The following is a 20,017-nucleotide window of genomic DNA, read 5'->3' as shown; positions in this document are numbered from 1 at the left end:
TGATCACGCCCGACGGACACCTGCAACGCACCTCCGGTGCCCACCCGTTGACCTCCGATGCCCTCGCGCCGGGCGAGCGCGTCGACCCGCTGAGCGGCGAGCACGTCGACCCGCTGAGCGCCGTCCGCGGCGACGGCGACCCGGCGTGCGACGTCTTCCTCACCGGCACGGTCTTCCTCGACATCATCTTCACCGGCCTCGACAGCGCGCCCGTCCGCGGCACCGAGTCCTGGGCGCGCGGCATGGGCTCGAGTCCCGGCGGCGTCGCCAACATGGCCACCGCGCTCGCCCGCCTCGGCCTGCACACCTCCCTCGCCGCGGACTTCGGCGACGACCACTACGGCGACTACTGCCGGGACGCGCTGGAACAGGGCGAGGGCATCGACCTGACGCTGTCCCGGACCGTCCCCGGCTGGCACTCCCCGGTCACGGTCTCCATGGCGTACGAGGGCGAGCGGACGATGGTCTCGCACGGCCACGAGGCCCCGCCCTCCGAGAACCCGGAGAACACCGTCCCCGCCGGCCCGCCCCGTGCACGGGCCGCCGTCGCCTCGCTCGTCCCGGGGCGCCGCGAGGGCTGGATCGCCGACGCGGCCGCGCGCGGCGCCCGGATCTTCGCCGACGTCGGCTGGGACGACACCGGCCGCTGGGACCTCGCCTCCCTCCCCGGGCTGGAGCTGTGCGAGGCGTTCCTGCCCAATGCCGAGGAGGCGATGCGCTACACCCGCACCGACTGCCCGCGCGCCGCCGCGCGCGTACTGGCCGAGAAGGTGCCGGTCGCCGTCGTCACGCTCGGTGCGGAGGGCGCGTACGCCGTGGACGGCGCCACCGGCGAGACCGCGGAGGTCCCGGCGATCGAGGTCGAGGCGCTGGACCCGACGGGCGCCGGCGACGTCTTCATGGCGGGCTTCGTCACCGGCACGCTCGCCGGCTGGCCGCTCGCCGACCGGCTGGCCTTCGCCGGACTGACGGCCGCCCTGTCGGTGCAGGAGTTCGGCGGCTCGCTCTCCGCGCCCGGCTGGTCGGAGGTGGCGGCCTGGTGGCAGCGGGTCCAGGGATGCGCCGACCAGGACCCGCAGGCGCTCGCCCGCTACGGCTTCCTGGGCGGGCTGCTGCCCGCGTCCTGCCGCCCCTGGCCGCTGCAGCGCGCGGTGCCGACGATCGGCTTCCGCCGCTCCGCGTGATCCCGCCGGCCCGGCCGCCACGACGCTGGATCGTCGACCGCGCTGGATCGCGGACGCGGCTGTGAGGCCTGTGCGGCCCGTCCGGACCGCCCGGTCCGGGCCCGGGGCGCGGTCGGCGGTGGATGCGTGCGGAAAAACGCTTCGGGAGTGTCCGTGCGGGGTCGTACGCTTGGTGTTCCAGAGGTTGTCGAGCAGCGAGAACCCTGCAACGGGAGGTATGTGCAGGCCACAGAGCCGGCCCATGACTCAGACACCCACAGCCCAGACCCCAGCGCCGGGGCAGGCACGAGCCCACTTCACCGTCCCCGCCAAGCATCCGATGGTGACCGTTCTCGGCTCGGGTGACGCCCTGCTGCGCGTGATCGAGAAGGCCTTCCCGGCGGCCGACATCCATGTCCGGGGCAATGAGGTCAGCGCGGTCGGCGACGAGCGGGAAGTCGCACTGATCCAGCGTCTGTTCGACGAGATGATGCTGGTGCTCCGCACCGGACAGCCGATGACGGAGGACGCAGTGGAACGCTCGATCGCCATGCTCCGGGCGAGCGAGAACGGCGACGGACCGGACGAGACCCCGGCCGAAGTCCTCACGCAGAACATCCTTTCCAACCGCGGCCGCACCATCCGGCCCAAGACCCTCAACCAGAAGCGCTACGTCGACGCGATCGACCAGCACACGGTCGTCTTCGGCATCGGCCCCGCCGGTACGGGCAAGACGTATCTCGCCATGGCCAAGGCGGTCCAGGCGCTCCAGTCCAAGCAGGTCAACCGGATCATCCTGACCCGGCCGGCCGTCGAGGCGGGCGAGCGGCTCGGCTTCCTGCCCGGCACGCTCTACGAGAAGATCGACCCGTATCTGCGGCCGCTCTACGACGCACTGCACGACATGATCGACCCCGACTCGATCCCGCGCCTGATGGCCGCGGGCACGATCGAGGTCGCGCCGCTGGCGTACATGCGGGGCCGCACGCTCAACGACGCGTTCATCATCCTCGACGAGGCGCAGAACACGAATCCGGAACAGATGAAGATGTTCCTGACGCGTCTCGGCTTCGAATCGAAGATCGTCATCACCGGTGACGTCACCCAGGTCGACCTGCCCGGCGGGACCAAGAGCGGTCTGCGCCAGGTCCGGGAGATCCTGGACGGCGTCCCGGATGTGCACTTCTCCATGCTGACGTCGCAGGATGTCGTCCGGCACAAGCTCGTCGGCCGTATCGTCGACGCGTACGAGCAGTACGACAGCCGTAACGGCACCAACGGGAAGTGAACCGGTCAGCACCATGTCGATCGACGTCAACAACGAGTCAGGTACCGAGGTCGACGAGCAGGCGATCCTCGACATCGCCCGCTACGCGCTCGCGCGGATGCGTATCCACCCGCTCTCCGAGCTCTCGGTGATCGTCGTGGACGACGAGGCCATGGAGCAGCTCCACATCCAGTGGATGGACCTGCCCGGCCCGACCGACGTCATGTCCTTCCCGATGGACGAGCTGCGCCCGCCGGTCAAGGACGACGAGGAGCCCCCGCAGGGGCTCCTCGGTGACATCGTGCTCTGCCCCGAGGTCGCCCGTAAGCAGGGCGAGGAGGCGCCGACCCAGCACTCCATGGACGATGAGCTCCAGCTCCTCACCGTCCACGGAGTGCTGCACCTCCTCGGCTACGACCACGAGGAGCCGAACGAGCGCGCCGAGATGTTCGGCCTGCAGGCGGCGATCGTCGACGGCTGGCGCTCGGAGAAGGGTCTGACCGGCCCGTCCCCGGCGCCGACCGTTTCATGAGCACCCAACTGATCATCGGCGCCGTCCTCCTCGTCGTCGTCGCGTGGCTGGCGGCGTGCGCCGAGGCGGGCATCGCCCGCGTCTCCAGCTTCCGTGCCGCCGAGGCGCTGCGCTCCGGGCGGCGCGGCGCGGAGCGACTCGTCCAGGTCGCGTCCGACCCCACCCGCTATCTCAATGTGGCCCTGCTCGTCCGGGTCGCCTGCGAGATGGCGGCAGGGGTCCTCGTCACGTACGCCTGTCTGCAGGAGTTCCCCGAGACCTGGGAGGCGCTGGCCGTCGCCATCGGCGTGATGGTCCTCGTCTCCTTCGTCGCCGTCGGTGTCTCGCCGCGCACCATCGGCCGCCAGCACCCGCTGAACACGGCGACGGCCGCGGCGTACGTCCTGCTCCCGCTGGCCCGCGTGATGGGCCCGGTGCCGCAGCTGCTGATCCTCATGGGTAACGCGCTGACCCCCGGCAAGGGCTTTCGCAAGGGACCGTTCGCGAGCGAGGCGGAGCTGCGCGCGATGGTCGACCTCGCCGAGCAGGAGCAGCTGATCGAGGACGAGGAGCGCCGCATGGTGCACTCCGTCTTCGAGCTCGGCGACACCCTCGTGCGGGAGGTCATGGTCCCGCGCACCGATCTGGTCTGCATCGAGCGCTACAAGACCATCCGCCAGGCGCTCACCCTCGCCCTGCGCTCCGGCTTCTCCCGGATTCCCGTGACCGGCGAGAACGAGGACGACATCGTCGGGATCGTGTATCTGAAGGACCTCGTCCGCAAGACGCACATCAACCGGGACGCGGAGGCCGAGCTGGTCTCCACGGCGATGCGGCCGGCGACCTTCGTGCCGGACACCAAGAACGCGGGCGACCTGCTGCGCGAGATGCAGCAGGAGCGCAACCACGTCGCGGTCGTCATCGACGAGTACGGCGGCACGGCCGGCATCGTCACGATCGAGGACATCCTGGAGGAGATCGTCGGCGAGATCACCGACGAGTACGACCGGGAGCTGCCGCCCGTGGAGGAGCTCGGGGACTCGCGCTACCGGGTCACCGCGCGGCTCGACGTCGGTGACCTCGGTGAGCTGTTCGGTCTCGACGAGTTCGACGACGAGGACGTCGAGACCGTCGGCGGTCTGCTCGCCAAGTCCCTCGGGCGCGTCCCGATCGCAGGCGCGAGCGCGGTGGTGGAGCTGCCGGACGGCCGCTTCCTGCGGCTGACCGCGGAGTCGCCGGCCGGCCGCCGGAACAAGATCGTCACGGTGCTGGTGGAGCCCTCGTGACGGACCGGCTGACCGCGCAGCAGCTGAAGGCCTTCTGTCTGGAGCAGACGGCGTCGGTGGAGGAGTTCCCCTTCGGCCCCGAGTGGTCGGTCTTCAAGGTCGCCGGCAAGATGTTCGCGATCACCGACCTGGAGGCGACGCCGCTGAAGATCGGGCTCAAGTGCGACCCGGACGAGGCGGTGCGGCTGCGCGCCGAGCACCCGGAGATCGTGCCCGGCCGGCACCTCAACAAGCGCCACTGGAACACGCTGACGGTGGACGAGCTCCCGGCCCGCATGGTCCGCGAGCTCGTCGAGGACTCCTACGACCTCGTCGTCGCCGGCCTCCCGAAGGCGGAGCGGCTCCGCCTGGACCGGCCCTGACCGAGGGGCCCGTCCTCAGGATCCTGCCGGGCCCGCGGGCCCGGGGCGCCGGGAGCCGGCCGGGGACCCCCGCCTTATGCTCGGCACATGACTGAGAGCACCGAGCTTGGCCCCGAGGACCGCAAGATCATCACGCTTGCCCGCAGTGCACGCGCCCGCAACGGTGTGCCGGAGGGCGCGGCCGTGCGGGACGAGACCGGGCGTACGTATGTCGCGGGGACCGTGGCGCTGGATTCGCTGAAGCTCAGTGCGCTGCAGACCGCGGTCGCGATGGCGGTCGCAAGCGGTGCGAAGTCCCTGGAGGCCGCGGCGGTGGTGACCGAGGCCGAGACCGCGGCGGACGCCGACCGCGCGGCGGTACGCGACCTGGGCGGCCCTGAGACCCCCGTACTGCTGGCGGGCCCGGACGGAACGGTGCGGCTCGCCCTCACGGCCGGCTGACGCACACCCTCGTGGCCTTCTGACGCGCCGCCGCCGGCCGGAGGCGGCCCACTCGCCGACCGGACAGTAGCGTCCCGGTGTCAAGTCCGTTGAAGAATCAAGCGGCCTTCTCTTGCAATCGCCGCTCCACTGCGCATCAAAAACAGCAGTTTCCGACGGACCGTCAGATTCCTGGGCGGCCGGGTACTGGGCGCGAGCCGCAGCCCCGGGCCGCGGTCGGTCGTCCCTCCCTCGGTGTGGCGTCCGCACCCCGCCCGCGGACGGTCCGCGTACACCCGTCACGCAGCCCTGCAGCGCCGTGCCCGCATGTCCGTACGACCGGACGGCGGGTCCGGTGGGAGTCCACCGCGTGGATCGGTGCGCCCGAAATGCGGCATACGACCAACTCCCGGACAAGGGAAGGGGAATCGAATGAGACGCAGCAGGTTCGGCATCGGCACGGCACTGGCCGCGGGGGCGCTCGCGGTGAGCGGTCTGGTCTTCGCGCCGGCCGCGCCGGCCGTCCAGCCCGCCGACGCGACCGCGGAGTACGACTGCGGGGCCTTCGGCGGTGGCGACGCCGACCTCCATGCCACACAGTCGGGCGGCTATATCACGATCACCGTCAGCACGTCCGTCGTGACGCCCCTCCCCATCGGTGCGGGCGACGCGACCACCACGCTCGTCCTGACCCTGAACGGCGGCCCCGGCACCGCCACGTTCACGGGCAGCTCCAACCCTGCCATCCCGGCGTTCAACCCGTTCACCAGCGGTCCCCTCACGAGCTCCACCGGCTTCGCGGCCGGTGACACGCTCGACTCGTACTTCGGCGGCACCGCCCTCACGCTGGAGATCTTCGGCACGACGGTCGAGTGCGAAGCCGTCACCTCGCAGTCGAGCGAGTTCGTCGCCGACTGATCCACGCCAGGAGCGAAAGGGCCGCCGCCCCTCCTGGTGGCGGCCCTGCTTCTGCTGATGTGTCATCCGGTGAGTACCGGCAGGCCCCCGCATGCGGGGAAGTTGACAGTATCTGATGGCCCATCAGTCAGGACATTTCGATTCCATTGACTTCTTCCGCCCACCGGTCGTCAATGGCCCCCCGTAGGTGCAGAAGAGCAGAAGAGCCGCTGCATCCACACCCTCAGGAGGGGGTAACCATGGCCTTCTCGGGTCCGCCGAACCGAAGATCTGCCGGCCGAAGACGTCGATGGGCGGCAGCCCTGGGGGTGACCGCGCTCGCGGTCACCGGGGCAGGGGTGCCGGCATCGCCTGCCGTCGCGCAGGCGACGGCGTCCGTGGCGGTGGACTTCCCCACGCACTGCGTGCCGCCGCCCATCGCCGGCATCCCGCCGATCGACGGCACCACCACCGCTGAGATCACCGTCGACAACGCCGCGCCCAAGGTCGGCGACACGGTCACCGTCACCTACACGGTGACCAAGCCCGCGGCGAGCAACCCGGTCGACCTCGCGCTCCCCGCCGACATCATGACGCCCAGCGGCAAGGTCGCCCTCGGCGGCACCCAGAGCGGCAGCGTCACCGTCACCGGCCCCAAGAAGAACCCGCCGGTCCCGGGCAAGGGCGAGTTCCCGCCGTTCTCGATGACCGGGACGTTCACGGTCACCGCGCCCGGCTCGATCACCCTCTCGCCGGGCGACTACAACATCCACACCAGCTACATCATGGAGCTGGACACCCCCTGCACGGTGACGAATCCGCCCGCCCCCGTCTCCCGGACGATCATCGCGACGGACGACGGCGGCCCGGTCAACGAGCGCACCATCACGCTCGGCGCGGCCTCCGGGAAGCCCGGCGAACGGGTGACCGTCACCGGGGCCAGGTTCACCGCGAACGCCGATGTCACCGTGGCCGGGTGGAACGGCTCCGGACCGACCGCCGACACGATCACCTCCAAGGCGAACGCCGCGGGCAGCTTCACCTTCCGGCCGAAGATCAACGATCCGGCGACCGTCGGCATCGTCGCCTTCGAGGGCGCGAGCTGGGATCCGGCGAAGGGTGCGGGCCCGGCGGCGTACACGCTCGTCGGCGACGTGCCCCCGCTCAGCCAGCAGATCACCTCATCGGTGAAGGCGGGCACCCTGTCCATGACCCAGGCCGGCGACTCCGTCCCGCTGACGTCCGTCGACTTCGGCCAGGGCGGCGCCGCCACCGGAGACCTGAACGCGGTGACGGTCAAGGACTTCCGCGGCGGCCCCGCGGGCTGGTCCCTGACCGGCAGGGTCACCGACTTCACCGGACCGGGCGGAAAGATCGACGCGGGCAAGCTCTCCTGGACCCCGTCCTGCACCACCAAGGCGGGCAGCCCCAGCACCTGCGCGGCGGGCTCCGCGGGCGTGGTCGGCAACGCCGGTGCCACCCTGGCCTCCGCCCCCGACGGAGCGTTCACCGGCGGTGAGTTCACCGCGGGCGCGAAGGTGTCGCTGGACGTCCCGGCGTTCACGGCCCCGGGCGCCTACGCCGCAGTGCTCACGCTGACGCTCACGTGACCACCAGGCGGGCCGGGCGCGCACCCGGTCGGCCCGCCCCGACTCCCGGGGGTTCCGCACCCGTGCGAAAGCTGTCCGCACTCCTCCTGGCCCTGACCGCCCTCCTGTACGGCGCCCCGGGCACCCACGCCGCCGACAACGGCGAGTGGTCCGTCGAGCCCGCCGCCTCCGCGCTCGGCAGCCGCCCGTACTTCTCTCTCTTCGCCACGCCCGGCACCACGCTCACCGACCGGGTCACCGTCAGCAACAAGACCGCCGCCCCGCTGACCTTCCGGCTGTACGCCGCCGACGCGTACAACACCGAACGCGACGGCGGCTTCGCCGTACGCACCCGGAAGGAGCGCCAGCACGGCGTCGGCGCCTGGGCGAAACCGGAGCGCGACCGGGTCACCGTCCCCGCGCGGTCCTCGGTCACCGTCCCCTACACCCTCACCGTCCCCGAGACCGCCGAGCCCGGCGACCACCCCGGCGCCGTCGTCGCCCTCGACGAGCGCGTCGCCGCGGGGTCCGGGGAATCGGTCGCGGTCGGTGTCCAGCGGGCCGTCGGCGCCCGGATCTACCTACGGGTGAACGGACCGACGATGGCCGCCCTGTCCGTCGAGGACGTCCGGTACGCCCCGGACCGGCCGCTGGTCCCGGGCATCGGCGAGAGCAGCGCGCTCATCTCGTACACGCTCCACAACCGCGGCAACGTCACGCTCAATCCCAAGGTCGCCCTCCGCGCCGAGGGCCTCTTCGGCCGTACGCTCCTGGCCCGCGACCTGACGAAGATCCCCAGCGAACTGCTGCCGCGCCAGAAGATCCGGCTGACCGAACGGTGGCCGGGAGCGCCCCAGTTCGACTGGGGCGAGGTCACGCTGACCGCGAGCGCGCGTGACGTGCGCGAGTCCTCGGCGGTGTCCTTCCTCGCCCTGCCCTGGCTGGTCGCGGGCGTCCTGTCGGCGGCGGGTGCGGGCGCGGCGGTGTGGCTGCGCGTACGGCACCGGAGGGTGCGCGATGCGTGACGACGGCGGCCCGGCGAGGGCGCGCGGTACGTGAGGGGCCGCGGATCGGGGAGAATGGCCCGCATGAGCGTTCACACCCCTGGATCCGAGGCCCCGCACCGCGCCGGCTTCGCCTGTTTCGTCGGCCGCCCCAACGCGGGCAAGTCCACCCTCACGAACGCTCTGGTCGGCCAGAAGGTGGCCATCACCTCCAACCGGCCGCAGACCACCCGCCACACCGTCCGCGGCATCGTGCACCGCCCCGACCTGAACGCACAGCTCGTGCTCGTCGACACCCCCGGACTGCACAAGCCGCGCACGCTCCTCGGCGAGCGCCTCAACGATGTCGTACGGACCACCTGGGCCGAGGTCGACGTGATCGGCTTCTGCCTTCCGGCCAACGAGAAGATCGGTCCGGGGGATCGGTACATCGCCAAGGAACTGGCCGGGATCAAGAAGACCCCGAAGGTCGCGATCGTGACCAAGACCGACCTGGTCGACTCCAAGACGCTCGCCGAGCAGCTGATCGCCATCGACCGGATCGGCCAGGAGCTCGGCATCGAGTGGGCGGAGATCGTCCCCGTCTCGGCGGTCGGCGACAAGCAGGTCGCGCTGCTGGGCGACCTGCTCGTCCCGCTCATGCCGGAGAGTCCTCCGCTCTACCCGGAGGGCGACCTCACCGACGAGCCCGAGCAGGTCATGGTCGCGGAGCTGATCCGCGAGGCCGCGCTCGAGGGCGTACGGGACGAGCTGCCGCACTCGATCGCGGTGGTCGTCGAGGAGATGCTGCCGCGCGAGGACCGCCCCGCGGACAAGCCGCTCCTGGACATCCACGCGAACGTCTACATCGAGCGCCCCAGCCAGAAGGGCATCATCATCGGCCCGAAGGGCAGCCGCCTCAAGGAGGTCGGCATCAAGTCCCGCAAGCACATCGAGGCGCTCCTGGGCACGCCGGTCTTCCTGGACCTGCACGTGAAGGTGGCGAAGGACTGGCAGCGGGATCCCAAGCAGCTGCGCAGGCTCGGCTTCTGAGGTCCCGGGCCGTCCCGGACGCCGCCTTTCCCGGCCGCGTTTCCTAGGAGCCTTCCTCGAGGACCATCGAGATCAGCTTGCGCTGCTCCTCGGTGAGCCTCGGATCGGCGCAGTAGACCGTCTTCCCGTCCACGGTGAGCTGGTACTGGAAACCGTCCGGTACCCCCACCGGCGGGGTGCCCCGGCCGTCGTCCACGGCCCGCTCGGCCAGGGCATGCCACTCCTGGGCATCGGCGCGGGCCGAGGTGTCCACCTCGGCGACCTTCTCGATGCCGGCGAAACCACCCGTGCGTCGCACTTGAATACGCATGGGTCCTGTCTAACCCGTCCCGCGCCGTTCCGCCTCAGTTGGCCGGTACGCCGACCTGCGACCAGGCCTTGAGCACCGCCTCGTGCTCCTCGCCCTCCCCGTACCGCGCGGCCGCCGCCGCGACGGTGGCCCTGGCGAAGTCGGTGAAGGACGCGTCGACCTCCAGGGACCCCGAGACCATCACGTCGTACCAGATCTGCCCCGCCCGCTCCCATGCCTTGCCGCCGAGCCGGGTGGCCAGCTGGTAGAAGGCGTGGTTGGGGATGCCGGAGTTGATGTGCACCCCTCCGTTGTCCCGTCCCGTACGGACGTAGTCGTCCATCGTCGCGGGCTGCGGGTCCTTGCCGAGCACGTCGTCGTCGTACGCCGAGCCCGGCTCCTTCATCGACCGCAGCGCCACGCCCGTCACCCGCGGGGCGAGCAGCCCGGCGCCGATCAGCCAGTCGGCCTCGTCGGCGGTCTGGTCGAGGGTGTACTGCCTGACGAGCGAGCCGAACACGTCCGATACGGACTCGTTGAGCGCGCCCGGCTGGCCGAAGTAGGTGAGATTCGCCGTGTACTGGGTGAGGCCGTGGGCCAGCTCGTGCGCGATGACGTCGACCGGCACGGTGAAGTCGAGGAAGATCTCGCCGTCGCCGTCGCCGAACACCATCTGCTCGCCGTTCCAGAAGGCGTTCCCGTATTTCTCGTCGTAGTGGACGGTCGCGATCAGCGGCAGGCCCTCGCCGTCGATGGAGTTCCTCCCGTACGCGGACAGCAGCAGCTCGAAGGTCGCGCCGAGGCCGGCGTACGCGCGATTGACGGTCGCGTCCTGGCCCGGCTCGTCGCCCTCGCCGCGCACCTTCGTGCCGGGCAGGTCCGTCCTGTGCTCCGCGTCGTGGAGGGTGCGCTGCGGCCCGTCCACGACCGGCTCGGCGGGGGCCGGGGCGCCGATGACGGTGGTCAGGCGGCGGCTGGTGCGCTGTGCGGCGTCCGCGACCAGGGTGCGGCGGGCGGCCGCGGAGATCGCCGGGTCGTCGGAGCGGGCGAGCCTGTCGAGGAGGTGCGGCGGCACGATGCCGCAGAAGACGGGGGACAGGACCGGTGGCGTCGAGGAATCCATGTCTGGCAATGTGGCACTCGGTCATGACGATGTCACTAGCTGCGACCGTGATGAGTGAGGTATTGCTCACTGAATAGGGTGATGAGTCACATTTGGGCGTTACTTTGCCGTTATTGATCGCTCGTCCCGCATACTGAAACAGGACCGGCGCTCACGCCCGGGCTCAGCTAGGCTCGTCGGCATCATGCGTTTCGGGCTGCTTCTTCTTAGCTGCCGCGGCGAGGGCCTGTAGTCGTAGGCCGACCCCCTCCCCGCGGAGTCTGGTGCTGCTTCGACACAGTCGGCCGTCCCCCAGCAGGACACCGAGGAGCCCTACGCAATGTCTCAGTCGCAGTGGATCGGCCGGCCCACGCCGATCACCAGCACGACGCACACCCAGAAGCCCTCCGGCATGCCGGTCCACAAGTACGGCCAGTACGAGGCCGTGTCGATCCCGGATCGCACCTGGCCCGAGAAGCGGATCACCAAGGCGCCGCGCTGGCTGTCCACGGACCTGCGCGACGGCAACCAGGCCCTGATCGACCCCATGTCGCCGGCCCGTAAGCGCGAGATGTTCGACCTGCTGGTCCGCATGGGCTACAAGGAGATCGAGGTCGGCTTCCCCGCTTCCGGTGAGACGGACTTCGCCTTCGTACGCTCGATCGTCGAAGAGGGCGCGATCCCCGAGGACGTGACCATCTCCGTCCTGACCCAGGCCCGCGAGGACCTGATCGAGCGCACCGTCGAGTCGCTGATCGGCGCGAAGCGCGCCACCGTCCATCTCTACAACGCCACGGCACCCGTCTTCCGCCGGGTCGTCTTCCGCGGTTCCAAGGACGACATCAAGCAGATCGCCGTCGACGGCACCCGCCTGGTCATGGAGTACGCGGAGAAGCTGCTCGGCGACGAGACGGACTTCGGCTACCAGTACAGCCCGGAGATCTTCACCGACACCGAGCTGGACTTCGCCCTGGAGGTCTGCGAGGCCGTCTGCGACGTCTGGCAGCCCGGCCCCGGCCGCGAGATCATCCTGAACCTGCCCGCCACCGTGGAGCGTTCGACGCCGTCCACGCACGCGGACCGCTTCGAGTGGATGTCCCGCAACCTGACCCGCCGCGAGCACGTCTGCCTGTCCGTCCACCCGCACAACGACCGCGGCACCGCCGTCGCCGCCGCCGAGCTGGCCATCATGGCGGGCGCCGACCGCATCGAGGGCTGCCTGTTCGGCCAGGGCGAGCGGACCGGCAACGTCGACCTGGTCACCCTGGGCATGAACCTGTTCTCGCAGGGCGTCGACCCGCAGATCGACTTCTCGCAGATCGACGAGATCCGTCGCACGAGCGAGTACTGCAACCAGATGGAGATCCACCCGCGCCACCCCTACGCGGGCGACCTCGTCTACACCTCCTTCTCCGGCTCCCACCAGGACGCCATCAAGAAGGGCTTCGACGCCATGGAGGCCGACGCGGCCGCCCGGGGGAAGACCGTCGACGACATCGAGTGGGCGGTCCCGTACCTGCCGATCGACCCGAAGGACGTCGGCCGCTCCTACGAGGCGGTCATCCGCGTCAACTCGCAGTCCGGCAAGGGCGGCATCGCGTACGTCCTGAAGAACGACCACAAGCTGGACCTGCCGCGCCGCATGCAGATCGAGTTCTCCCGCATCATTCAGGCCAAGACCGACGCCGAGGGCGGCGAGATCACGCCGAAGGAGATCTGGTCGGTCTTCCAGGACGAGTACCTGCCCAACCCGGACAACCCCTGGGGCCGGATCCAGCTGCGCTCCGGCCAGAGCACGTCGGACACGGACGGCACGGACACCCTGACGGTGGACGCGGTCGTCGACGGCGTCGACACCGTCCTGTCCGGCTCCGGCAACGGCCCGATCTCCGCGTTCATCGACGCGCTGAACACGATCGGGGTCGACGCCCGCGTCCTGGACTACCAGGAGCACACAATGAGCGAGGGCGCCTCGGCGCAGGCCGCCTCGTACATCGAATGCGCCATCGACGGAAAGGTCCTGTGGGGCATCGGAATCGACGCCAACACCACGCGTGCGTCGCTGAAGGCGGTCGTCTCGGCCGTCAACCGCGCGGCGCGCTAGTACCTCCTCACGAACCCCGCCCCCGTCATGGGGGCGGGGTTCGGCCATGTCCGGGCGATCTGGCTCCCGGGTGCTGACGTCACATCGACGATGTGGCTAACATCACGTCAATGCGGCAATGTTGCCGCGGGGGCACCCCCGTGCCCGAAGGGCTACGGGGGAGTGACGGAGGTGCGACGTGCTGCCAGCCCGAGGACAACGTGGCCGAAAACCAAGCATCAACGGCATTCGTCCCCTTCGTGTCTTCGGCGTGCGCACGTCCTGGACCACCGTCGGCGACGGGGAGTTCTTCTGCTCCGCATGCGGAGGCGACCGCAACTACCGCCGCCGCACCGGCAGGCGCCGCTTCACCGTCCTCGGCATCCCCGTCATCCCGCGCGGCTTCAGCGGCCCGGTCCTCGAATGCGCCGCCTGCCACGCCCACTTCGGCACCGACGCCCTCGACCATCCGACGACCGTCCGCTTCTCCGCGATGCTCCGCGACGCCGTCCACACGGTCGCCCTCGCCGTCCTCGCGGCCGGAGGCACCTCGTCGCGCACGGTCAGGGAGACCGCGGTCGCCACGGTCCGCGCCGCGGGGATCGTCGACTGCACGGAGGACCAGCTGACGACGATGATCGAGGCGCTCGCCGCCGACACCGGCCGCTTCGTCACCGACACGGGGCCGTGCGGCGCCGCCCTCGCCATCGAACTCCACGAGGCACTGGAACCCCTCGCCCCGCACCTCGCCCCGGCGGGACGCGAATCGATCCTGCTGCAGGGAGCGAGGATCGCCCTCGCGGACGGGCCGTACAGCCCGGCGGAGCGCGACGTGCTGACGACCGTGGGCAACGCGCTGCGGCTGCGCGCGGACGACACCGCGCGGCTGCTCGCGGCAGCGCGCACGCCCTCGACGTAGCACGGCCCGGGCAGCCGGTCCGCGTGGCCGGTACGCCCCGGGGAGTAACCGCCCCCGCCCGCCGCCCCCGGGAGTAGCCCCGAACTCGCCCTGTGGCCCGACGAATCGGCCCTCCCGCGACGGGAGTCTGGATCCGTCCAGACACCCAGCCGGAGGGAGGCCCGCGATGGGGGCCCCGACCACCTCGTACGACGCCGCACCGGCCGCCCCGCCGGGCCCCGGGAAACAGCGCCCCGGCCGCGCCGCACTGCCCTGGGCGGTGCTCGCCCTGTGGATCGCGGTCCTCGCCGTCGCCGCGCCCTTCGCCGGCAAGCTCGGTGACGTACAGCGGGACAACATCGTGGACTATCTGCCGGCGGGCGCGGACTCCACCCAGGTCGCCCGGATCCAGCAGGCGCTGCCGGGCGGCGAATCCACCGAACTCGTCATCGTCTACCAGCGCGACAGCGGACTGACCGCCACCGACCGCGAGACCGCGGCCCGCCAGGTCGCCCGGATCGCCGCGGCGCACGACCTTGAAGAGGAGCCCAGGGGCATCCCGGCCGAGGACGGCACCACCCTCATGTTCCCCGTGTCGTCGACCGAACCCGGCAACGACGAGAAGGCACGGGCCGCCTTCGTCGAGGACGTACGGGCCGGCGTGAGCGGCAGCGGCGGACTGAGCGTCGAGGTCGGCGGGCCCAGCGCCCTCCAGACCGACATGGAGGACGTCTTCGAGACCATCGACGGCACGCTGATGATCGCGACCGTCGTCGTGGTCGCCGTCCTGCTCATCCTCACCTACCGCAGCCCGTTCCTGTGGCTCGTCCCGCTGATCGTCGTCGGCGTCGCCGCCCTCACCACCAGGGCCGTGATCTACGGCCTCGCCCAAGGCCTCGACATCACCGTCACCAGCCAGAGCGCGGGCATCATGACCGTCCTCGTCTTCGGCGCGGGCACCGACTACGCGCTGCTGCTCGTCGCCCGCTACCGCGAGGAACTGCGGCGCGTCCCGCAGCCGTACGACGCGATGCACGCGGCCCTGCGCGGCTGCGGGCCCGCCGTCCTCGCCTCATCGGGGACCGTCGCCGCGGGCCTGCTGTGCCTGCTCGCCGCCGACCTCAACAGTGCCCGCGGGCTCGGTCCCGTCGGGGCCGTGGGCGTGGTCTGCGCGCTGGCCGCCATGCTGACGCTGCTGCCCGCCCTGCTCGTGCTGCTCGGGCGCAGGGTCTTCTGGCCCCTCGTTCCTCGCTACGGCAGCGAGGCCGAGCAGCGCCGCAGTCTGTTCGCCGCGATGGGCGGCTCCGCCGCGCGCCGGCCGGTGGCCGTCCTCGCCTCCGGGACGGTGCTGCTCGGGGCGCTCGCGCTCGGCGCGTTCCAACTGCCCGGAACCCTCAAGAACGAGGACAGCTTCACCGAACGCCCGGAGTCCGTCTCCGCGATGCGGGCCCTGGCCGCCGCCTACCCCGACCGCAGCAGCCAGCCGATCAGCGTGATCACCCCGGCCGGCACCGCCGACCAGGCACTCGCCGCGGCCCGCGCGACCGACGGCGTGGCCGCCGCCGAACGCGGACGCACCGCGGAAGGCTGGACCGAGCTGGCCGTCTTCGCCGAGGACGCACCCGAAACGGCCGGCGAGACCGCGACGATCAAGGCGCTGCGGGCGGGTCTCGACGGCCCGTACGGCGCGTGCGTCGGCGGAGCGAGCGCCCAGCAACTGGACCTGGAGGACACCAACACACGCGACCGGAAGATCGTCGTCCCTCTGGTGCTCGCCGCGGTCCTGCTCATCCTCGTCGCCCTGCTGCGCAGCATCGTCGCCCCGCTGATCCTCATCGTCGCGGTCGTCGCCGTATGGGGTGCGGCCATGGGCCTCGGCGGGTTCGTCTTCCAGTCGCTCTTCGGCTTCGCGGGCGTCGACCCCGGGCTGCCGCTGCTCTCCTTCGTCTTCCTCGTCGCCCTCGGCGTCGACTACGGCATCTTCCTGATGCATCGGATGCGCGAGGAGGCCCTGTCCGGCGCCGAGCCCCGGGCGGCCGCACTGACCGCACTGCGCACGACCGGCGGAGTCATCGCCTCCGCGGGTATCGTGCTGGCGGCCACGTTCGCGGTCCTGATGAATCTGCCGCTGGTCACGCTGGTCGAGCTGGGCTTCGTCGTCGCCGTGGGGGTGCTGCTCGACACCTTCCTCGTACGGACCTATCTGGTGACGAGCGCGAGCCTGCTGCTCGGCCGCAGGGTGTGGTGGCCCGGAAGGCTCAGCAAGGCCAGTGCCGTCAGTGCCGTCAGCGCCGTCAGTGCCGCCAGTGCGGTCACCGCGGCCGAGGACCGACCCCGTACCGGAGGATGACCGCGTGAAACAGCCTGAGAGCGAGGGAGGGGCGCGTCCCCGCCTGGGCGAGCGCGTGCTCACCGCCGTCAGCCGCGACCCCATGACCGTGCCGCACCGGCAGCGCAACGACGTGCTCATCGCCGCCGCCACCGCCGTCGGCTCCCTCGTTCTCGCGCTGGTCGTCCGCGACGGGCGGACTCCCGACGCGATCGGCTGGGCCCTGCTGGCCGGCAGCATCGTGCCCCTCGCGTGGCGCCGCAGCCGCCCCGTCCTCGTCCTGTTCTCCGTGCTGGTGTGCGTCGCGCCGTACCACGCGGCCGACTACACGCACGCCGCGCCCGTACCGGGCGCGATGCTCGCGCTCTACACCGTGGCGGCCACCGCCCGGCCCCTGCACACGCTGCTCATCGGCACCGGTGTCATCGGCACCACCCTGACCGTCATGTTCAGCGTCAACACCCATCAGGGCCTGGAAACGCTGCGCACCACCGGCTGGATCCTCGCCGTGATCGTCTTCGGCGTCGATGTGCGCACCTACCGCCGCTACATCGCCTCCGTGGTGGCCCGCGCCGAACGCGCCGAGCGCACCCGCGAGGAGGAGGCCGCCCGCCGCGTCGCCGAGGAGCGCCTGCGGATCGCCCGCGACCTGCACGACCTCCTCGCCCACAGCATCACCCTGATCGGGGTGCGGACCTCGGTCGCCGCGCACATCCTGACCGTCGACCCGGACCGTCTCGACCGCGAGGCCGTCGCCGTCGCGCTGGAGGAGATCTCGGAGACCTGCCGGGAGGCGCGGGCCGAACTGCGCACCACACTGGCGGTACTGCGCGCGGACGGCACCCCGGACGCCGCCCTGGACGGCCCGCTGCCGGGCCTGGCCGCGCTGCCCGGTCTCGTACGCACGACGGAGGCCGAACTGACGATGCGGACCGGCGACGCGCGCGTTCCTGCGGCGTCGGCGGCGGCCGCGTACCGCATCGTGCAGGAGTCCCTGACGAACGCGGTACGGCACGCCGGCCCCGAATCCGGGATACGCGTCCTGGTGGAGGCGGGCCGCGACCTCACGGTCACGGTCACCAACGGCGGCGATCACTGCCCCGCCGATGGGGGCACGGGCTTCGGGATCGCCGGGATGCGGGAACGCGCCCGCAGCGTCGGGGGCACACTGTCCGCGGGCCCGCGCGACGAAGGCGGGTTCGAGGTGGTGGCCGTGCTGCCACTCGGTGAAGGGGAGGCCCTGGCATGACCGACCCGATCCGCGTACTGCTCGCGGACGACCAGACCCTCGTCCGCGCATCCTTCGCGATGCTCGTCGAGTCCGCCCGCGACATGGAGGTCGTCGCCCAGGCCGGTACGGGCGTCGAGGCGGTCGAACTGGCCCGCTCCGCCCGCGCCGACGTCATCGTCATGGACATCCGCATGCCCGAACTCGACGGCATCGAGGCCACCCGCCGTATCGCCGCCGACGAGGATCTCGCCGGCGTCAGGGTCCTCGTCCTCACCACGTACGACACCGACGACCACATCCTGGAGGCCCTTCGCGCGGGCGCCTCCGGCTTCCTCGTCAAGGACATCCGGCCGGCCGACCTGCTCGCCGCGATCAGGACCGTCGCCGCGGGCGACTCCCTGCTCTCGCCCGGCCCGACCGCGCGCCTGATCGCCCGGGTCCTCGCCGCCCCGCCCGCCGTCCCCGCCCCCACGGCCGGCGGCCCCGAAAACCTCTCGGAGCGCGAACGCCAGGTCCTCACCCTCGTCGCCCGCGGCCTCACCAACACCGAGATCGCCGAGACGCTCGCCCTCAGCCCTCTCACCGCCAAGACCCACGTCAGCCGCATCATGGGCAAACTCGGCGCCCGCGACCGTGCCCAACTCGTCATCGTCGCCTACGAGTCGGGGCTCGTGACCCCGGGCGCCGGGGCGCGCTGAGGGGCTCGAAAGAGCCCGTCCGGCGCTGGAGGACGGACACCCGGGCCCGCTGGACGGTACGGGTCTCGTCGCAGGGGTCCGAGGGCTTGCCACCGGTTCGGCGGATTCCCGCCGTGCCTTGTCGATGAAGTGTCAACTTCCGGTGTGCGTGTGGTTGTTGGTGGCCCATCGATGTGACGGGCGCGTGTGCGCATGGCATGCTTCGGTCACTGTTACTCGCGAGTAGATCCATGAGTGTCGATCCGTGACACGACCCGTGACTCGACGCATGAGTCGACGCGCAGGTGGATCCGCGAGCAACGGCTGCCACCCCCCCAACACCATCGCCGGAGGACCTCCCGTGCGTGCCCTCACCAGGAAATTCCTGGTCCCTGTCGCACTGACGACGTTCGCCCTCACCATGAGCGGCTGCTCCACCTCACCCACCACGCCCGCCACCGGCCCTGCCGCCGGTGCCACCCCCGCCGCCGAAGCGACCACTGCCGACGGCTCCCAGCGGCTCGATGTCGCCGCGGCGCCGACGGGCACACCCGCGCCGACCGCCGTCGCCAGGGCGGGCGGGCAAGGATCGGGCGCGAGCAGGACCTCCCTCAAGGTCGCCTCCTTCGACAAGCGCACCGGACGCGCCGTCATATCCACGCCACGGACGGCGCCGGTCAGCGCACCTGCCGCCACCCCGTCCGACGCCGACGCCGACGCCGACGCCGACGCCGACGCCGACCCCGATCCCGCCCACGCCCCCGTCAAGACCGGCGACATCATCGCCAGCGCACCCGCACCCGGCGCCCCCGACGGCCTGCTCGCCCAGGTCACCGACATCGTCGGCGAGACCGACCGGGGAACAGAGGTCACCACCAGGCCGGCCACCCTCAGCGCCCTCCTCGCCGACGACAAGGCGAAGGGCCGGATCCCCGTCGACCCGTCATCGGTCGACGTCGAACCCCTGCTGCAGGGAGTGAAGTTCTCCTGGGCCAGGTCCGGTGGCGCCACCTTCGGCCCCAAGGGCGCGAAGCTCCCCCTCGGCAGCCTGCGCCTCGACGTCGGTGCCGCCATCGCCACCGCGGAAGGCGCCCCCGCGTCCGCCGCCGCATCCGTCAACGGCTTCGTCCAGCTCGCACCCGAGGTGGAGTTCTCCTACGACGGCGCCGCCCACGACCACTTCCTCGGCCTGACCGGCGACTGGACGGCCCAGTGGGAGCTCAAGGGCCGCGCAGCGGGCGGCGTCGAGCAGCGGATTCCGTTCGCCAGGCTCCACGCCGACCCCGTGATCCAGGTCGGCCCCGTGCCCGTCGTCGTGAACCTCGACCTCACCTGCTACATCCAGGTCGAGGCCGACGGCCGCATCACCCTGGACGTCGAGCAGAACGTCGCCGGCGACTTCCGCGTCGGCGGCAGCTACGCGCCCGCCAAGGGCTGGACCCCGGTCAGCGCCTCCGACGTCACGGGCTCGCCGGTCAAGGCGACCGTCACGGCGGACGGCCGGGCAAGGACGGCGCTCGGCGCCGAGGCCGCCATCGGCCTGTACGGCATGGTCGGTGTCACCGCCGACTTCGCCCCGTACGTGCGCGGCGAGGCCACCGCCACCGCCACCGGATCCACGGACGGCACCGGCTCGGTCGTCGGCACCTGGGCCCTCCACGGCGGCTTCGACCTGAGCGGAAACCTCCAGCTCCAGCTGTCCGTCTTCGGTACGCCCGTCCTCACGCACCGCATCCCGCTGGGCAGCCTCCACCGCGAATGGCCGCTCGCGAGCGGTGCGGGAAGCGCGAGCGCCCTGCCGTCCACCCGAACGCCGGCTTCCTGACAGCCGGGTTGTCCACAGCCCCTCCGCCTTCGCCGTACGTGTGCGCCACAAT

At 71.4% G+C, this 20,017-nt stretch carries 18 protein-coding genes; 16 read left to right on the top strand and 2 right to left on the bottom strand.

Annotated features, from left to right (window positions below):
- Window positions 1–89: 89 nt before the first annotated feature.
- The 10 genes from ACWCP0_RS21720 (at window position 90) to era (ending at window position 9,531) form a co-directional block, all read left to right on the top strand.
- Window positions 90–1,184 (top strand): carbohydrate kinase family protein, encoded by a 1,095-nt coding sequence (locus tag ACWCP0_RS21720; protein WP_451080454.1) that lies wholly within the window; start codon window positions 90–92, stop codon window positions 1,182–1,184.
- 241 nt (window positions 1,185–1,425) lie between these two features.
- A complete protein-coding gene (locus ACWCP0_RS21715; RefSeq protein ID WP_451080440.1) occupies window positions 1,426–2,451 on the top strand; it encodes a PhoH family protein in 1,026 nt (341 codons plus the stop codon).
- Between the two features lie 13 nt (window positions 2,452–2,464).
- Entirely contained in the window at window positions 2,465–2,962 is a 498-nt protein-coding gene (gene ybeY / locus ACWCP0_RS21710) for an rRNA maturation RNase YbeY (protein WP_451080439.1), read from the top strand.
- Window positions 2,959–4,227 carry a hemolysin family protein gene (locus ACWCP0_RS21705; RefSeq protein ID WP_451080438.1) on the top strand — a complete coding sequence of 423 codons (1,269 nt, stop codon included), beginning with the start codon at window positions 2,959–2,961 and terminating at the stop codon, window positions 4,225–4,227. Before ybeY ends, ACWCP0_RS21705 begins: the two co-directional genes overlap by 4 nt.
- An 8-nt stretch (window positions 4,228–4,235) precedes the next feature.
- Window positions 4,236–4,589, top strand: a complete 354-nt coding sequence (locus ACWCP0_RS21700; RefSeq protein ID WP_451080453.1) for an MmcQ/YjbR family DNA-binding protein — start codon at window positions 4,236–4,238, stop codon at window positions 4,587–4,589.
- A gap of 87 nt (window positions 4,590–4,676) precedes the next feature.
- Window positions 4,677–5,030, top strand: coding sequence for a cytidine deaminase (locus ACWCP0_RS21695; RefSeq protein WP_451080437.1), 354 nt, complete (start codon window positions 4,677–4,679; stop codon window positions 5,028–5,030).
- 411 nt (window positions 5,031–5,441) lie between these two features.
- On the top strand, window positions 5,442–5,927 hold the full coding sequence (locus ACWCP0_RS21690) for a hypothetical protein (protein WP_451080436.1): 486 nt from the start codon (window positions 5,442–5,444) through the stop codon (window positions 5,925–5,927).
- 239 nt (window positions 5,928–6,166) lie between these two features.
- Window positions 6,167–7,516, top strand: coding sequence for a beta-xylosidase (locus ACWCP0_RS21685; protein WP_451080435.1), 1,350 nt, complete (start codon window positions 6,167–6,169; stop codon window positions 7,514–7,516).
- A 62-nt stretch (window positions 7,517–7,578) separates the two neighbouring features.
- A complete protein-coding gene (locus tag ACWCP0_RS21680) occupies window positions 7,579–8,520 on the top strand; it encodes a WxL protein peptidoglycan domain-containing protein (RefSeq protein WP_451080434.1) in 942 nt (313 codons plus the stop codon).
- A 54-nt stretch (window positions 8,521–8,574) separates the two neighbouring features.
- Window positions 8,575–9,531, top strand: a complete 957-nt coding sequence (era, locus tag ACWCP0_RS21675; protein ID WP_451080433.1) for a GTPase Era — start codon at window positions 8,575–8,577, stop codon at window positions 9,529–9,531.
- Between the two features lie 43 nt (window positions 9,532–9,574).
- Here era and ACWCP0_RS21670 read toward each other — a convergent pair whose 3' ends face one another.
- Together ACWCP0_RS21670 and ACWCP0_RS21665 are read right to left on the bottom strand one after the other, a co-directional pair.
- The gene (locus tag ACWCP0_RS21670) at window positions 9,575–9,841 is read right to left on the bottom strand and encodes a protealysin inhibitor emfourin (RefSeq protein WP_451080432.1); all 267 of its coding nucleotides are present in this window, start codon (window positions 9,839–9,841) and stop codon (window positions 9,575–9,577) included.
- A 34-nt stretch (window positions 9,842–9,875) separates the two neighbouring features.
- Window positions 9,876–10,943, bottom strand: coding sequence for a M4 family metallopeptidase (locus ACWCP0_RS21665; RefSeq protein ID WP_451080431.1), 1,068 nt, complete (start codon window positions 10,941–10,943; stop codon window positions 9,876–9,878).
- Window positions 10,944–11,262: 319 nt separating this feature from the next.
- Between ACWCP0_RS21665 and leuA the strand changes: the two genes are divergently transcribed.
- From leuA to ACWCP0_RS21635, 6 genes are all read left to right on the top strand, one after another.
- Window positions 11,263–13,026: a 2-isopropylmalate synthase gene (gene leuA / locus ACWCP0_RS21660; protein ID WP_451080430.1), complete on the top strand. Its 1,764-nt coding sequence runs from the start codon at window positions 11,263–11,265 to the stop codon at window positions 13,024–13,026.
- A gap of 178 nt (window positions 13,027–13,204) precedes the next feature.
- Entirely contained in the window at window positions 13,205–13,924 is a 720-nt protein-coding gene (locus ACWCP0_RS21655; RefSeq protein ID WP_451080429.1) for a TerB family tellurite resistance protein, read from the top strand.
- A 166-nt stretch (window positions 13,925–14,090) separates the two neighbouring features.
- Window positions 14,091–16,253, top strand: coding sequence for an MMPL family transporter (locus ACWCP0_RS21650; RefSeq protein ID WP_451080428.1), 2,163 nt, complete (start codon window positions 14,091–14,093; stop codon window positions 16,251–16,253).
- A 4-nt stretch (window positions 16,254–16,257) separates the two neighbouring features.
- The gene (locus ACWCP0_RS21645) at window positions 16,258–17,481 is read left to right on the top strand and encodes a sensor histidine kinase (protein WP_451080427.1); all 1,224 of its coding nucleotides are present in this window, start codon (window positions 16,258–16,260) and stop codon (window positions 17,479–17,481) included.
- Complete coding sequence (locus tag ACWCP0_RS21640; protein WP_451080426.1) at window positions 17,478–18,161, top strand: response regulator; 684 nt, start codon at window positions 17,478–17,480, stop codon at window positions 18,159–18,161. The genes ACWCP0_RS21645 and ACWCP0_RS21640 overlap by 4 nt, the downstream gene beginning before the upstream one ends.
- Before the next feature lie 340 nt (window positions 18,162–18,501).
- Entirely contained in the window at window positions 18,502–19,965 is a 1,464-nt protein-coding gene (locus ACWCP0_RS21635) for a hypothetical protein (RefSeq protein ID WP_451080425.1), read from the top strand.
- The last annotated feature ends 52 nt before the right edge of the window (window positions 19,966–20,017 follow it).

The organism is Streptomyces sp. NPDC001970 (assembly GCF_053594115.1).
Note: the sequence above shows the minus strand (reverse complement) of the source record. Positions and strands in the feature narration are given on the sequence as shown.